At 62.1% G+C, this 16211-nt stretch carries 12 protein-coding genes and 1 pseudogene; 3 read left to right on the top strand and 10 right to left on the bottom strand.

The features are described from left to right. Positions 1 to 291: 291 nt before the first annotated feature. The 5 genes from EOA19_RS10680 to EOA19_RS10660 all read right to left on the bottom strand — a co-directional run bounded on the left by EOA19_RS10680 (position 292) and on the right by EOA19_RS10660 (position 6886). Positions 292 to 1479 (bottom strand): hypothetical protein, encoded by a 1188-nt coding sequence (locus tag EOA19_RS10680; protein WP_245486129.1) that lies wholly within the window; start codon positions 1477 to 1479, stop codon positions 292 to 294. 249 nt (positions 1480 to 1728) lie between these two features. Then, a complete protein-coding gene (locus EOA19_RS10675) occupies positions 1729 to 3534 on the bottom strand; it encodes an ABC transporter ATP-binding protein (RefSeq protein WP_128303555.1) in 1806 nt (601 codons plus the stop codon). 379 nt (positions 3535 to 3913) lie between these two features. After that, positions 3914 to 4324 (bottom strand): GNAT family N-acetyltransferase, encoded by a 411-nt coding sequence (locus EOA19_RS10670; RefSeq protein WP_128303554.1) that lies wholly within the window; start codon positions 4322 to 4324, stop codon positions 3914 to 3916. Between the two features lie 39 nt (positions 4325 to 4363). Beyond that, entirely contained in the window at positions 4364 to 6040 is a 1677-nt protein-coding gene (locus tag EOA19_RS10665) for an NAD+ synthase (RefSeq protein ID WP_127327284.1), read from the bottom strand. Positions 6041 to 6169: 129 nt separating this feature from the next. Continuing rightward, positions 6170 to 6886, bottom strand: coding sequence for a DNA-3-methyladenine glycosylase I (locus EOA19_RS10660; RefSeq protein ID WP_127268644.1), 717 nt, complete (start codon positions 6884 to 6886; stop codon positions 6170 to 6172). 92 nt (positions 6887 to 6978) lie between these two features. Between EOA19_RS10660 and EOA19_RS10655 the strand changes: the two genes are divergently transcribed. Together EOA19_RS10655 and EOA19_RS10650 are read left to right on the top strand one after the other, a co-directional pair. After that, positions 6979 to 7542 (top strand): DUF1003 domain-containing protein, encoded by a 564-nt coding sequence (locus EOA19_RS10655; RefSeq protein WP_128303553.1) that lies wholly within the window; start codon positions 6979 to 6981, stop codon positions 7540 to 7542. After that, on the top strand, positions 7539 to 8126 hold the full coding sequence (locus EOA19_RS10650; protein ID WP_128303552.1) for a DedA family protein: 588 nt from the start codon (positions 7539 to 7541) through the stop codon (positions 8124 to 8126). The genes EOA19_RS10655 and EOA19_RS10650 overlap by 4 nt, the downstream gene beginning before the upstream one ends. 3 nt (positions 8127 to 8129) lie before the next feature. Here the strand turns inward: EOA19_RS10650 and EOA19_RS10645 are convergent, their stop codons facing one another. The 3 genes and pseudogenes from EOA19_RS10645 to EOA19_RS10635 form a co-directional block, all read right to left on the bottom strand. Continuing rightward, a complete protein-coding gene (locus tag EOA19_RS10645; RefSeq protein ID WP_128303551.1) occupies positions 8130 to 8717 on the bottom strand; it encodes a hemerythrin domain-containing protein in 588 nt (195 codons plus the stop codon). Positions 8718 to 8757: 40 nt separating this feature from the next. After that, complete coding sequence (locus EOA19_RS10640; protein WP_023810560.1) at positions 8758 to 9117, bottom strand: diacylglycerol kinase; 360 nt, start codon at positions 9115 to 9117, stop codon at positions 8758 to 8760. A gap of 81 nt (positions 9118 to 9198) precedes the next feature. Beyond that, positions 9199 to 9614 (bottom strand): annotated as a pseudogene (locus EOA19_RS10635) (GFA family protein). A 409-nt stretch (positions 9615 to 10023) separates the two neighbouring features. Between EOA19_RS10635 and EOA19_RS10630 the strand changes: the two are divergent. Then, positions 10024 to 11097, top strand: coding sequence for a diguanylate cyclase (locus tag EOA19_RS10630; protein WP_128303550.1), 1074 nt, complete (start codon positions 10024 to 10026; stop codon positions 11095 to 11097). 104 nt (positions 11098 to 11201) lie between these two features. Here EOA19_RS10630 and EOA19_RS10625 read toward each other — a convergent pair whose 3' ends face one another. Together EOA19_RS10625 and mfd are read right to left on the bottom strand one after the other, a co-directional pair. After that, the gene (locus tag EOA19_RS10625; protein ID WP_013531905.1) at positions 11202 to 12575 is read right to left on the bottom strand and encodes a 3-deoxy-7-phosphoheptulonate synthase class II; all 1374 of its coding nucleotides are present in this window, start codon (positions 12573 to 12575) and stop codon (positions 11202 to 11204) included. A gap of 134 nt (positions 12576 to 12709) precedes the next feature. Continuing rightward, on the bottom strand, positions 12710 to 16207 hold the full coding sequence (mfd, locus tag EOA19_RS10620) for a transcription-repair coupling factor (protein WP_023810557.1): 3498 nt from the start codon (positions 16205 to 16207) through the stop codon (positions 12710 to 12712). Positions 16208 to 16211: the final 4 nt, after the last annotated feature.

Below are 16211 nucleotides of genomic sequence, written 5' to 3'. Positions count from 1 at the left end.
GCGCCCCCGCGCTGGCCGGCAGACATAGAACATGGCGGCTGGAATGAAAAGACCGGCGGTGGACGCTCCGACGGCGCCCAGGCGGGCGGTGCCCATTTTGTGCCGGAAGCTTTTCATGATAGGAATTTTTTCTTGACTCGGTGCCCTCAGCTATGGTACATATTTGGCTATGGTGCTGATTTGCGCCAGCGACCCGCCGCACAGGCGGTTTTTTCGTTTGATGCTCCGTCAGCCTACGCGCCGGCGAAGGAACCCGTTACCCGAGTTCGCAATCCTGCCGGTTGAAGGCGATCAGCGGCCGAAATCATCGGAACTGAGGCGGGTCCAGCGGTCGCCCACCAATCCACCGATAAAGATGTCGCCGGAGCGGACCGCTTCCGTGACCTCGGCGATCCGCGAGCGGACCATTGTTCCCCCGGCATAGCGGAAGAAGACATTCTTGTAGCCAAAGAGTTGAGGTATGAATTTGGTCTGCGTCTGTCCGGTGATGCCCACACAGCCCATCTCCCATGCGGCGGCGACAAGCGCATCCAGCGTCGCGCCCCAGTGCAATCCGGATGCCTGGATCTGCAACAGGTTCGCCACGCCGCCGGCTTGACCATAGAAGGCATAACAACCGAGCATTTTACCCGTTTCGTCGTAGGTCCCACCGAAATGAAGGGGGCCGTCGGCCCGCTTCTCGGCCGCCAGCGCAAGCAGCCGTGCAAGTTCCCCATCCTTCCAACTCGGCCGAAGAGCGTAACCAGACAGGAGGGTCCGCAGCTTCTCGGCAAATTGAACGGCATCGATCGGCTCACGGTGGGTGCGATGCGACGATGAATGGACGACGGGGGGCTCGAACCTTTTCTTCGCAAGAGCATCGAATGCTCTCGCGCATGGATCGAGTACAAGGCGAGGCACGCCAGGCCATTTACGGTGCAGTGCGGAGGCGGCCATCGCCGCCGGCCGGAAAACATATGTCCATCCCAGACAATGCACAGGAAGGAGTTGGTACTTCATCGGGCGCGCGAAGGCCAAGGATGTCCGGTTGGCCGAATCGGTCAGCTGCAGATCGAATTCGCCTTGATGCAAGGCACGCAGCAATTGGGGTCCGGCCGAGCCGTCATCGGTGCCGGGGTCGGCCATGAGCGGCCCGATGATCGCCGCGTTCAATGCCGCTCCATTGAGCTCGTAGCGGGCTTTCAGAACGCCGAGGAACCCACCCAGACGACCGTGCCGGTTGATCTGGACAAGAGCGTTGCTTTCCCCGGACTGGCCGGCAGGGTCGAGGTAAATCTCTCTCATATACGCGGCCGTCTCCGCGATCGCGCGATCGAGGAGATGACGCCGCCGCCGGCGAAACTTCGTCAGGAAGAGTGCGGCGACGCGCTCGAGATCTTCGGCAGCCAGCGGCCGAACCGAGCCATGCTGAGATTCCAGCACTGACGGCGCAGCCAACTTCTCCTCGGCATTTGCAGAAAGATGCATCGTGAAGAACATCCGTGGGTTGCCCTCCATCGGATATATATCAACCAATGGTAGAAACAACGTATCTCGGTCAGTATGATGAACAGAGGTCTCAAGACTTACTATCCGGACAGGGCTTCACAGGCAAATCAAGTCGGCCAGCATCGATGCGCTGATCGGCGGGTTGGCCGCGGCCTTGCGATCGCATGCCCTGCTCCAGCCCGCTGGGCTGACCGTGCCGGACAGAGGCGGCCTCCGGCCGAAGCTGAAGGCCGCCTCAATTCAGCTCACAAGTCCCTTGGTCAGTTCCAATGCCTGGCGCTCGAACAGGCGGCGGTAGATGCCGCCTTTCAGCCGGATCAGTTCATCATGCGAGCCTTCCTCGACGATGTTGCCGCGATCGAAGACCAGCAGCCGGTCCAGCGCCCTCACCGTCGAAAGCCGGTGCGCGATGACCAGCGTCGTGCGGCCGACCATCAGCCGCTCCATCGCCTGCTGGATCAGCACCTCCGACTCCGAATCGAGGCTCGATGTCGCCTCGTCGAGGATCAGGATGCGCGCATCGGCAAGGAAGGCGCGCGCGATCGCCACGCGCTGACGTTCGCCGCCCGACAGTTTCACGCCGCGTTCCCCGACCAGCGTGCCATAGCCCTTCGGCAGGCTGGTGATGAAGTCATGCGCACTCGCCAACTTCGCGGCATGCTCGATCTCCTCCTGCGTCGCACTCGGCCTGGCATAGGCGATGTTTTCGGCCAGCGACCGGTGGAACAGGATCGGCTCCTGCTGAACGATGGCGATCTGCCCGCGCAGCGAGGCTTGCGCCACCTGCGAGATGTCCTGGCCGTCGACCAGGATTTTCCCCGCATTCACATCATAGAGCCGCTGGATAAGCTTGACGAAGGTCGTCTTGCCCGACCCCGAATGGCCGACCAGCCCGACGCGCTCACCCGGCGCGATATCGACCGAAAAGTCGCGGTAAAGCGCCGATCGGTGATGGCCATAGTGAAAGGTCACGTTGTCAAAGCTGATCCGTCCTTCGGTGATCCGGATCGGCTTGGCGCCGGGCCGGTCCTCGATGCCGAGCGGTTCGGACTGGAAATCGACCAGCTCTTCCATATCGTTGATGGAGCGCTGCAGATTGCGGATATGCGTGCCGATATCCCTGAGATAGCCCTGCAGCACGAAGAGCGAGGTCAGCACGAAGGCAACGTCGCCGGCGCTCGCCTGCCCCCACGACCACAGCATCAGCGCCAGGCCGATCACCGCGGCGCGCATGACCAGCAGCAGCACCCCTTGCGTGGTGCCGTTGATGGTGCCGCGCACCCAGGTGCGCCGTGTGCGCGCACGCCATTTGGCGACGACCTTGGCCAGTCGGCGTTCTTCGCGCTCCTCGGCGCCAAAGCCCTTGACCACGGCGTTGCAGCTGACCGCGTCGGCCAGCGAGCCGCCGAGGCGGGTATCCCACGTGTTGGCGAGCCTTGCCGCCGGCGCGACATAGCCAAGCGACAGCAGCGCCGTCACCGTGATGAACAGCACCGAACCGGCAGCAACGACCGCCCCCATCAACGGCCAGAACCAGCCAAGCAGCAATGTCGAGCCGACCAGCATGACGATTGACGGCAGCAGCGCGATGAGGATGGTGTCGTTGAGCAGGTCGAGCGCCCACATGCCGCGCGTCACCTTGCGCACGGTCGAGCCGGCAAAGCTGTTGGCATGCCAGTCGGTGGAAAAGCGCTGAACGCGATGGAAAGCATCGGCGGCGATGTCGGCCATCATCTTCAAAGTCAGCTCGACGATCCCCATGAACGCCAGGTTGCGCAACACGACGCCGGCCAGCGCGAGCGCCATCAACATCGAGAACGCCGTCATTGCGGCATTCCAGGCAATCGCGTCGGCGCCGGCGCTGCTGGCGACGGCGTCGACCAGCCGGCCGGAATAGAGCGGCGTCAGCACATCGGCCAGCGTCGACAGCAGGAAGCTGCCCATGATGAGCGAGAGCCGCCAAGGCTGGCGCCGCCAATGGGTAAGCGTGAAGCCAAGAACGCTGCGAAAGGCGCTCGCGCGCAAATCGATCTTAAAACGAGCCATGATGTCATTCGGGCACAAACGAGCCCGATCCCAGTAGGTCGAAAATTGAAGAAGCCGCGCAAGGGGCCAATGATTGCCCGGAAACGGAGCGGCATATTTGGCGTATCGCCCATAATCGGGCGGCGATCGGCATCGGCATAAGCCTGTGCTCGATCCGGCATCAGCACGAAGGGGAAACCTTCGCGGAGCGCCGGATGAGACCTAGGCTTCGCGGCCTCGCATTACCATGTGAAATACTGCCATTCGGACCTCCCGCAAGACAATTGCGGAGGGGTTCTTATAGAGACGCTTCGATGCATCGCCAAGACGGGCTGGTGCCAAAAGCGTATCTGGTCCAACCACTGCGATTATTTTGCAACAATGGCGGGCAAGCCGCGCCTCATTCAGGAACGCGATCCAAACGCATGTAGCGGCCATCGGTTGATGGCTTGAACCCGAGCTTTTCATACATGCCATGGGCATCGCTGGTCGACAGGCTCCAATGGAAAACGGTCCTGACCTCCGGATGATCGATCAGGGCCTGAACAAGCCGGCTGCCTATGCCTTGCCCGCGATTCTCCGGCCAGACGATGATATCGGCGAGATAGGCGAACACCGTGCGATCGGTGATCGCGCGGCCGAAGCCGACTTGCCTGCCATCGACATAAGCGCCGACGCAAAGCGAATTGGCAAAGGCGCGGCGATGGACTTCGTCAGTGCGTCCGGCGCCCCAATAGCTTGCCATCAACAGGTCCGATGTCGCGCGGAAATCGATCCGTGACATGTCGAAGCTGATTTCACAATCGGGCATGGCTGTCTCCGGCCGGGCCGCCGCGCGCGCTTTCGGTACCTAGCTGCGATCCCTGAACCGGTTGGTGATGGGATAGCGGCGGTCGCGGCCAAAATTCTTTTTGGTGATCTTCACGCCCGGCGCGGCCTGCCTTCGCTTGTATTCTGCGATGTAGAGCAGATGCTCGATGCGCGTCACCGTCGCCCGGTCATGGCCGCGCGCGACGATGTCGTCGACACCCATCTCATTTTCCACCAGGCATTCGAGGATGTCGTCCAGCACCGGATAGGGCGGCAGCGAATCCTGGTCGGTCTGGTTCTCGCGCAATTCCGCCGATGGCGCCTTGTCGATGATGTTTTTCGGGATCACCTCGCCCGAGGGCCCGAGCGCGCCCGGCGGCACGTGGCTGTTGCGCCAGCGCGACAGCGCGTAGACCTGCATCTTGTAAAGGTCCTTGATCGGATTGAAGCCGCCATTCATGTCACCATAGAGCGTGGCGTAGCCAACCGACATCTCGCTCTTGTTGCCCGTGGTGACGACCATCGAGCCGAACTTGTTGGAGATCGCCATCAGGATGGTGCCGCGCGCGCGGCTCTGCAAATTCTCCTCGGTGATGCCTTCCTTGGTGCCTTCGAACATCTGCGTCAGCGCGTGCAGGAACCCTTCGACCGGCTCGAAGATCGGCACGATGTCATAGCGGCAGCCGAGCGCACGGGCGCAATCCTCGGCATCCTTCAGCGAGTCCTTCGAGGTGTAGCGATAGGGCATCATGACGGCGCGCAGGCGTTCCTCGCCGAGCGCATCGACGGCGAGCGCCGCGCAGATCGCCGAATCGATGCCGCCGGACAGACCAAGCACCACATTCTTGAAGCCGTTCTTGTTGACGTAGTCGCGCAGGCCCAACATGCAGGCGCGATAGTCGGCCTCCTCCCGGTCCGGGATTTTCGACATCGGCCCTTCCGAGCAGACCCAGTGATCCCCTTGTCTTTTCCAGGTGGTGATGTCGACCGCTTCCTCGAACTGGCTCATCTGGAAGGCAAGCGTCTTGTCGGCGCCAATGGCAAACGACGCGCCGTCGAAGATCAACTCGTCCTGCCCGCCAAGCTGGTTGGCATAGATCATCGGCAGCCCGCATTCGATGACCTGGCGGATGACGACCTGGTGGCGGACATCGATCTTGGCGCGATAATAGGGCGAGCCGTTCGGCACCAGCAGGATTTCCGCCCCGCTTTCGGCCAGCGACTCGCAGATATCGACATCGCCCCAGATGTCCTCGCAGATCGGAACTCCGATGCGCACGCCGCGGAAATTGACCGGCCCCTGGATCTCGGGTCCAGCCTGGAAGACGCGCTTCTCGTCGAACTCGCCGTAGTTCGGCAGATCGAGCTTGTAACGTTCGGCAATGATCTTGCCGCCATCGGCGAAGACGATCGAATTGTGCGTGCCGCTCTTGCGCTTCAACGGCGTGCCGATGATGACGCCGGGACCGCCATCCGCGGTGTCGGCGGCAAAATCCTGTGCCGCCTTTTCGCAGGCTTTCAAAAAGGCCGGCTTCAGCACCAGATCCTCCGGCGGGTAGCCGGCGAGGAAAAGCTCGGTATAGAGCACGAGATCGGCGCCTTGACGTGCGGCATCCGCCCTCGCCTCGCGGGCCTTGGCGAGATTGCCTGATATGTCGCCGACAGTCGGATTGAGCTGGGCGACGGCGATGCGCAGGATGTCGAGCTTCTTGGTCATGCCTGCTGACTTAGCGCGGCAAAATTGCCCGGGCAATGGCGTTCGTTTGGACCAATTCGGACCGATTGACATACGTCAATCGTGTGCGGACCGATCGACGTGCTTCAATCGTGGCGAGACGACCAGGTATCAATCGTCGCCCATATATTCGCGCAACGCTTGCGGCGAATGATTCTCGCCGATCGACATCGCCAGGATGCGTGAAATATGCCGGCGCGGCAGGCCTGTCTGCACCACCCACTGGTTGATCTGTGCCTGGATCTTGTCGAGGTCCCTCTTCGAGGTCGGGCTTTCGGCGATGTCGAGGCCGGCGTCGCGCAACGCCGCGGCCATATCGCCCGAGATGACGAACGCATCCCAACCCAGCCAGCGCAGGAAATACTGGCCCGTATTGCCGCCCAGCCGGCTGCCATGCTTGCCGAGCCAGGCCATCAGCCCGACCTGGTCGTCAGCCGGCCAGTTGGCGAGGAATTGGCCGAAACCGCCATATTCCTTCGACACGCGCTCGACGAAGGCAGCGTTGTCGCGCACGGATCTGATCTTCTGCGGGTTGCGCACGATGCGCTGGTCGGCCGTCAGATCGTGCCAGAAATCATCGGGCTGGAACAACAGCCGCTTCGGCTCGAAGCGCAGGAACGCCTCTTCGAAGCCTGGCCATTTCTGCTCGATGACCCGCCAGACGAAACCAGCGGCGAAGACGCGTTCGGCCATAACAGAGAGAATGCGGTCATCGGCGATGTCAGCCACGGCGGCATTGTCAGGCGCCGGACCCAGCAGCGACGTCAGTTCCTCTTCGCCGCCCTTGCGTTTTGCGGCGCGTGCGCGAATTTTCTTGAAATCGGCCATTGGTCCCTCGGCAACTGGAATCAATCTAACACTTCCCGTGTGAGCCGGCAGCCTCTACCTCTTACGGCAAGCCAAAGACCCTGGAGATGGCCATGAACAAGACGATCGACGACCTGGCGAACCGCTGGCTCAAGCGGCGGCCGGACGGCCTCAGCCAACTCGAAAGCCGGGTGCTGCAATCGACGCTCGAACGCACCACCATCTCGCGGGACACCAACAAGGCTGTTGCCTTCCACCAGACCTTCGGCGACCGGCTTGCCGATACGATCGCCCGCATCGGCGGCTCATGGTCCTTCATCCTGACCTTTCTCGCCTTTCTGATCCTGTGGACATCAGGCAATGTGTGGCTGCTGTCACGCGACGCCTTCGATCCCTACCCGTTCATCTTCCTGAATCTCGTTCTATCGATGGTCGCCGCCTTGCAGGCGCCGGTGATCATGATGGCGCAGAACCGCCAGACCGAACGCGACCGCATCGACGCCGCCCACGATTATGAGGTCAATCTGAAGGCCGAGATCGAGATCATGGCGCTGCATGAAAAGCTGGATGAACTCCGCCACGGCCAGATCCTCGGCATGCGCGACGAGATCGTGCGGCTGGCCGATCTCGTCAAGCGGATCGACGAAAGGCTGTCTTCGCAGCAGTCGGCTTCATGACCGACGCGATCCATCATTTCATCGAACAATACGGGCTGCTTGCGGTCTTTCTGGGCTGCGTCGCCGAAGGTGAAAGTGCCGCCATCCTCGGCGGCTTCTTGGCGCATCAGCATGTCTTCGTGCTGTGGCACGCCTTTGTCGCGGCGGCCCTCGGCGCCTTTGTCGGCGACACCTTCTTCTTCACCCTTGGACGAAGCTTCGCCGACCACCGTTATGTCGTCAGATTGCGCAAACGGCCAGGTTTCCGCCGCGCCTATCGGCTGCTGAATACCCATCCCAACATCTTCGTGCTGTCGAACCGCTACGTCTACGGCATGCGCCTGGTCGGCGGCATCGCGGCCGGGCTTTCCAATATCCCTGCGCCGCGCTTCGTCATCCTCAACGCCATTTCATCGGCGATCTGGGCAGCGCTGTTCGGCACGATCGGTTACGTCTTTGGACTGGGGGCCGAGCACTTCATCGGCCAGGCGTTCATGCGCCATGAACGGTTGCTCGTCGGGCTTGGCATCGGCCTGGCAGTGGCGATCCTTGCCTGGTTCGTCGCCCGTCATATCGCCAGGAGGGAGAGTGCCAAGGAGAGCTGATCGTCAATCTACACCGAGCGCCACATCACCCCGATCGAGGATCAGCGGAATGATCAGGTCTTCCTCGTCGGCAAGATGCCGGGTCAACATGGCGATCAGCCGGCTGTTTTCGTCGGCATAGGCGTCGGCGGCGAAGCGCTGTCTGTCCTCGCTCTGCTGCAGCGTCTTGATGAAGGCATTGGCCGCCTCGGCATTGCGCTCCAGCCCTTCATGGATGGTGTGGTGGTCGGCATCGAGAATCTCGAAGCCGCGCCTCAGCCGGGGCTCGGCCTTGGTGAAGACCGGGAAATATTGGTAATCCTCGACATTGTGGTGGCCATCGAGATTACCGAGAAAATGATTGAGGCGCGGCGCGAACCAGCGTGCGAAGTCGGGCGCCGTCAACCTGCCCTCGCGATAATCGCCAATGCCCTTGGTCAGCATGCCGCCAAGTTCGCGGAACATGTCGTGCCGCTGCAGCCACATATTGGCGATGCCGTGGATGTTGGCATGGTCCTGCCAGTTTTCACGCGGGTATTTTTCGACGAGCCAGCGCAGATCGTCCGGCAGGCCGGCCCGCTCGAGAAGCAGAAGGTTCGTGGCTTCAGACATGACGGTTTCCTTTGGTGACCGTCATATAGGAACCAAGATGCTAGATCGGTAGACCAGTGATCCGCTCGATGATGGCGATGCCCCAGACGCCGGCGACGATGAGCACCGAAATCAGCACCGCCAGCGAACCGCAATCCTTGGCCAACTGGATATCGACATTGAACTCGCGGCTGAAAGCGTCGCATGCCGCCTCGATGCCGGTGTTCAGCACTTCGACCATGATCAAGAGCAGCACGGCGCCAATCAGCAAGGCATAGCCGCGCCACGAGATCGAAACGAACCAGCCGAGCGGCAAGGCAAGCGCCAGCAGCATCAGCTCCTGCTGGAAAGCCTTCTCGCTGGTGGCCAGCTTGCGAAACGCCCGCACCGAATTGAAATAAGCATCGATCAGCCGCTGCATGCCAAACCCCTTTGCGAATCACCGGCACGGGATAATGCAATGGCTGGCCAGATCAATGGAATAAGGTGACTTGTCCAAGATTCATTCAGCAACCGGTATGGACGGTGTCGACTTTTCAAACTGTGGCAGCCCATCGTCGATCGAATAATAGTCGCCCTTGTCACCGACGAAGATATGGCATTCCCCCTCAAGGCCTGTCGGCTTGTCGAACGATCCCGCCATGACTGAACGTAGTCCTGGTCTCGCGGCTTCCAGAACAGCACCGATCCGCATGCCTTGCAGAACCCACGCCTGGCGAAGGTAGAGGCTTCGTACCAGGTGATACTTTCCGTGCCCTCGATCACAATGTCGGCGTTGGCAACATTGGTCGCGGCATAGAAATGTCCGCTCTGCTTGCGGCATTGCGAGCAATGGCAATAGACGACGCCACGCAGCGCTCCGTTCGTTCTGAAGCGGACGGCTCCGCACAGACACGATCCCTGGTGACCATCACTCACGTCGATCCTCCTTGAAGAAAAGTGCCTGGCATCGCTTTCAGGATTCCAGCTTTGCCGCGCACGCACGCAAGCAAATGCGACATGTACTGGCGTGGAGAATCCGAAATTCGGTTTCATTTTCAAAAGTGCGATGCGCGAATCGCGAATTCAAGCCGCCGCACCGGGCGTTGTTTCCAACTGTTGGACGCGCGGATTAGGGCTTTTACAGCCCGCAGACAGAGAAAACCGCTGAACCTCTGTCAGTTAAGGAAACTTTAGCGACAGCGCATTTATGGTCACCTGCAAGCGAAGGCCGTGGGTGGGGACGCATCCCTTCGCAAGTTGTTCCGAAGCGTCGGTCGCATTCCCCAGGGCTCGGCGACAAAGGGATCCCGCGAATTCCGCGGAACATCCGAGGGGAAGAACCAAGATGCAGCCGGCAGCTGTCTCGACCGAACGAAGCACCGACATCGCAGCTACTGTTGTCGCGACAATGCGCCAATTGGGCGTGCTCGGCCTGCCGCGAAATTACGAGATCTTCTATGAGGCCCTGAGCGGCACCAATCGCGAACTCGGCCTGGCCGTCGTTTCGCTGACCAGCCGGCCGACACAGGATGAACTGGATCAGATCGGGCGCACTTTCTTTGCCCACAACCATGGTCCTGGCATCGTCGAGCATGCCCGAGACGTCATTGCCAGGGAGCTCGAGGAGGTTGCTTCGCTGCTGCGGAGCGAGCGCAGCCACATCGAGAAATACGGCAGGATCCTCGATGAGACATCGAGCGGCCTCAGCGGCCGCAGCCTTCTCTCTCAGGATCTCCTGCAGAAGATCGCCAACGCCATGGCGGTTGCCACCAATTCGACGATCGATCACGGCCGGCAGGTGGCCTCGACGCTCAGCGACAAGACGGCCGAACTCGAGAGCGTCAAGTCGAAGCTTGAGGAGTATAAGCGGCTGGCCGACACCGATCCGTTGACCCATATCTGGAATCGGCGCGCCTTCGACAAGGAGATCACCAGGATCTACAACAGCAACAGGGGTATCCTGTTCAACGCCCTGGTTCTTGTCGACATCGACCGCTTCAAGGATATCAACGACCGCTATGGCCACCCGGTCGGCGACAAGATCATCCAGAGCATCGCCGATATTTTCCAGACCAGCATTCGCGGCGACATGTTCGTCGCCCGCACCGGCGGCGAGGAGTTCGCGCTGATCATCGAGGGCGCCAGCGAGGACGCCACCTATGACGTCGCGGAGCGTATTCGTGCCCTGATCGCGCAGACGCCGTTCACCAGCAGCCAGACCGGTACGAATTACGGCACCGTTACCGTCTCGATGGGTATCTGCATGGCGTCCGAAGCCGAAGGACCCGAAGATCTCTACACCAAGGCCGACCGGGCGCTCTATCGCTCGAAGGTCAGCGGCCGCAACCGCGTCACCAGGCACTCGACGATGGCAGGCCCCCGGGCCGGCAAGAGCTGGCTGCTCTACAAGAAGGACTGACAGTCCCTGCCCGCTGGTGCCGGGAACACTGGACTAGCGCAGACATAAAAGGCGCCCGATTTCTCGGACGCCCTTTCGTGGATCTTATTCGGACTGCGCGAAAATCAGCCGTTGGCAACCTGCTTGTGCTGCACCGGGTGGCTCTTCTTCAACAGATCCGAGACCAGGAACGCCAGTTCGATCGCCTGGTCGGCGTTAAGACGCGGATCGCAATGGGTGTGGTAGCGGTCCTGCAACTCCTCGGCGGTGATGGCGCGCGCGCCACCGGTGCATTCGGTGACGTTCTTGCCGGTCATCTCGACATGGATGCCGCCCGGATGCGTGCCTTCGGCGCGGTGCACCTCGAAGAAGGTCTGCACCTCCTTCAGAATGCGGTCGAACGGCCGCGTCTTGTAGCCGGCGGCCTCGATCGTGTTGCCGTGCATCGGATCCGACGACCACACCACGGAGCGGCCTTCCTTCTGCACCGCGCGCACCAGCTTCGGCAGATGGTCGGCGACCTTGTCGGAACCGAAGCGGGCGATCAGCGTCAGCCGGCCGGGCTCGTTCTCGGGATTGAGCAGGTCGATCAGCTCCAGCAAGCCGTCCGGCGTCAGCGACGGACCGCATTTCAGGCCGAGCGGGTTCTTGATGCCACGGCAATATTCGACATGCGCATGGTCGGGCTGGCGGGTGCGGTCTCCGATCCAGATCATGTGACCCGAGGTGGCGTACCAGTCGCCGGAGGTCGAATCGACACGCGTCAGTGCCTCCTCATAGCCGAGCAGCAGCGCCTCGTGGCTGGTGTAGAAATCGGTCTCGCGCAGCGCGTAGTTGGTTTCCGAGGTGATGCCGACGGCCTTCATGAAGTCCATCGTCTCGGTGATGCGGTTGGCAAGAGACTCGTATTTCTCGCCCTGCGGACTGTCGGACACGAAGCCGAGCATCCAGCGGTGCACATTCTCCAGGCTGGCATAGCCGCCTTGCGCGAAGGCGCGCAAAAGGTTGAGCGTCGCCGCCGACTGGCGATACGCCATCTCTTGGCGAGCGGGGTCCGGAATGCGCGACTTGGGGTCGAATTCGATGCCGTTGATGATATCGCCGCGATAGCTGGGCAGCGTCACCTCACCCTTGGTCTCGTTGTCGGACGATCGCGGCTTGGCGAACTGGCCGGCAACGCGGCCGACCTTCACCACCGGCTGCGCGCCGGCGAAGGTGAGCACCACGGACATCTGCAGGAAGACGCGGAAGAAGTCGCGGATGTTGTCCGCGCCATGCTCGGCGAAGCTCTCGGCGCAATCGCCGCCCTGCAGGAGGAATGCGTCACCGGCGGCGACAGAAGCGAGCTGCTTCTTCAGCTTGCGCGCCTCACCGGCAAAAACCAGCGGCGGAAAGGTTGCGAGCTGGGCCTCCGTGTTCTTCAGCGCGGCAAGGTCCGGATAGGCAGGGACCTGCTTGATCGGCTTTGCTCTCCACGAATTCGGCGACCATTTCGTCATCGCTGCACCCAACGCTCTTTCCAGCGGCCTATACTCCGCCATTCCCGCCCCCATTTGGGGATCGCGGCTCCATACACGAAGCCGATTTCCTATTCTAGACCGGAATTCAAGCGCTGGCGAATGGTCCGGGCGGGCTATGCCGCCTTCTCCACCAGCCGCGCCAACTGCGTCATGACCACCGCCGAGCCCGCCAATCGCTTCTCGGGGGTTGGCCAATCGCGTACGAAGACGACGCTGTGGTCCGGCCGGATCTTGGCCAGCGAGCCCTGCTCGCCGATGAACCGGACGAGCCCAACCGGGTTGGAGAATTCGCGCTTGCGGAAATGAATGACGACGCCCTTCGGCCCGGCGTCGAGCTTCTCGACATTGGCTTTGCGGCAGAGCGCCTTGATGAAGACGATCTTGAGCAGATGCTTGACCTCTTCCGGCAGCGGGCCGAAGCGGTCGATCAGCTCGGCGCCGAAAGCGTCGATTTCCTCGGTGTTCTCGAGATCGCCGAGACGGCGATAAAGCGCCAGCCGAAGCTGCAGGTCCGGAACATAGCTTTCCGGGATCATCACCGCCGTGCCGACGGCAATCTGCGGCGACCAGCCGCCATCCTGGACCTCGCCGGAATCCTTCACCTCGGCGACAGCCTCTTCCAGCATCTGCTGGTAGAGCTCGAAGCCGACCTCCTTGATGTGGCCGGACTGCTCTTCGCCGAGAAGATTGCCGGCGCCCCTGATATCGAGATCGTGGCTGGCGAGCTGGAAGCCGGCGCCCAGAGTATCGAGCGATTGCAGCACCTTCAGCCTCCGCTCCGCGGTGTCGGTCAGCTTGCGGTTGGCCGGCAGCGTGAACAGCGCATAGGCGCGCACCTTCGAGCGGCCGACGCGGCCGCGCAACTGGTAAAGCTGCGACAGGCCGAACATGTCGGCGCGATGGATGATCAGCGTGTTGGCGGTCGGGATGTCGAGGCCGGATTCGACGATGGTCGTGGACAACAGCACATCGTACTGGCCGTCGTAGAAGGCATTCATGATGTCGTCGAGTTCGCCCGGCGGCATCTGGCCATGGGCCACCGCCACCTTCAACTCCGGCACGGATTCCTTCAGGAAATCATGGATTTCCGAGAGATCGCTGATGCGCGGCACCACATAGAAGGAATGGCCGCCACGATAGCGCTCGCGCAGCAGCGTCTCGCGGATGACCAGCGGATCGAAGGGCGAGATGAAGGTGCGCACCGCCATGCGGTCGACCGGCGGCGTGGCGATCAGCGACAGTTCGCGCACCCCGGTCAACGCCAGTTGCAGCGTGCGCGGGATCGGCGTCGCCGACAGCGTCAGCACGTGCACGTCGGTCTTCAAATCCTTCAGCCGCTCCTTGTGCTTGACGCCAAAATGCTGCTCTTCGTCGATGATCAGCAGGCCAAGGTTCTTGAACGAGATTGCGGAACCGAGCAGCGCATGCGTACCGATGACGATGTCGACCTGGCCCTCGGCGATACCTTTCTTGGTCTCGGCCAGTTCCTTGGCGCCGACTAGCCGCGACGCCTGGCCGACACGGATCGGCAGGCCGGAGAAACGCTGCGAAAAGGTCTTGAAATGCTGGCGCGACAACAATGTCGTCGGCACCACAACCGCCACCTGAAAGCCTTCCATCGCCGCGATGAAGGCGGCGCGCAGCGCCACTTCGGTCTTGCCGAAGCCGACATCGCCGCAAATCAGCCGGTCCATCGGCTTGCCGGCGCCAAGGTCGTCCCGTACCGAGTCGATCGCTGTCTGCTGGTCGTCGGTTTCCTCATAGGGGAACCGCGCGGCGAACTCGCCATAGAGGCCTTCTGCCGGCACCAGTGGCGGTGCGGAGCGCATCTGCCGCTCGGCGGCGATGCGGATCAATTGACCGGCCATGTCGAGCAGACGTTTCTTCAGCCGCGCCTTGCGCGATTGCCAGGCGCCGCCGCCAAGCTTGTCCAGCGTCGCCTCGGCCGTATCAGAACCGTAGCGCGACAGGAGTTCGATGTTTTCCACCGGCAGGAACAGCCGGTCGTCGCCGGCATAGTGGATTTCCAGGCAGTCATGCGGTGCGCCGACCGCTTCGATGGTGCGCAGGCCTATGAAGCGGCCAATGCCGTGGTCGGCGTGGACGACAATGTCGCCGGCCGACAGCGCCGAGGCCTCGGCAATGAAATCCGAGGGACGCTTCTTGCGTTTCGAGCGCCGGATCAGCCGGTCGCCCAAAATGTCCTGTTCGGCGACGACGACCAGTTTTTCGGTCTCGAAGCCGGATTCGAGCGGCAGCACGGCCAAGGCCGCCTGACCCGGTTCGAGCTTTTCGGCTTCCGCCAGCGTCGCCACCTGCTTGAGGTTGCCGAGATGGTGTTCGGCAAGGATCTGGCCAAGCCGGTCGAGCGAGCCTTCGGTCCAGCCGGCAATGACAATGCGGCGGCGCGCTGCGCGCTCGTCAGCGATGTGTTTGACGACGACATCGAACACGTTGGCGTTCGGATCGGCGCGTTCCTCGACAAAGCTGCGGCCAGGGCGCGAACCGGCATGAAAAACCTTTTTCGCGCCGGCGTCAGGCGCGTCAAACGGCGTGAAGTCGATCGCTTCACGCGGCCCTAGCGAGGCAATCAGGTTTTCCGGGGAGAGATAGAGCAGGTCCGGTGCGACCGGCTTGTAGGGTACGGCGTCCTTCAAGGCACCGTCCGCCTGCTTCTTGCGCGCCTCGTAATGGTCGAGGATCAGCGTGTGGCGCTCGGCCAGCGCCTCATGCGCCAGATGGTCGAAGATGACAGGCGTGTCAGGCAGATAGTCGAACACCGTCTCCAGCCGCTCATAGAAAAACGGCAGCCAGTGTTCCATGCCGGCAAACCGCCTGCCTTCGCTGACTGCTGCATAGAGCCCGTCATCGCGCTGTGGAGCGCCAAAGGCTTCGATATAGGAGCGGCGGAAACGGCTGATGGTTTCCGCCGTCAGCGCCACCTCGCTCATCGCCTGCAGCGCCATCGACTTGCGTTGACCGGTGGTGCGCTGCGTGGCGGCATCGAAGACACGGATCGATTCCAGCGTGTCGCCGAAGAAATCGAGCCTGAGCGCTTCGGTCCAGCCGGGGGCGAACAGGTCGAGAATGCCGCCCCGCACCGCGAATTCACCGATACCGCGCACGGTCGGCACGCGCTCGAAACCGGACGTTTCCAGTCGCGACACCAGTACGTTCATGTCGATCTGGTTGCCGGGCCTGGCGTGGAAGGTCTGTGCCTCGACGAGATCCGCCGGCGGAATGCGCTGCAGCAGCGCGTTGGCGGTGGTGAGGATGACGGCGCGGTGCGGCTTCTTCGCCAGCGCGATCATGGCGGTCAGTGCATCGAGGCGCTTGGCGGCCGCATCCGAGCCGGGCGAGACGCGGTCGTAGGGCAAGCAATCCCAGGCCGGCAGTTCCAGCACCGGCAGGCCGGGGGCCGCGAAAGACAGCGCCTCGATGATCGCCGGCAGGCGCTGACCGTCGCGTGCGACGAACAGAACCGGCTTGTCGGGCGCGATCTCGAGTGCCGCCTGCACCAGCGCAAAGGCTTCGTAGCCGTCGGCGACGCCGTCGACGATGAACTGGCCGGCGCGGCCTTTCGGCAGACCGATGGTGGGAATGAGGCTCATGAAA

The organism is Mesorhizobium sp. M7A.F.Ca.US.010.02.1.1, assembly GCF_004023085.1.
Classification (GTDB): domain Bacteria; phylum Pseudomonadota; class Alphaproteobacteria; order Rhizobiales; family Rhizobiaceae; genus Mesorhizobium.
The sequence above is the reverse complement of the archived record's forward strand: the minus strand, read 5'-3'. Positions and strand labels throughout refer to the sequence as shown.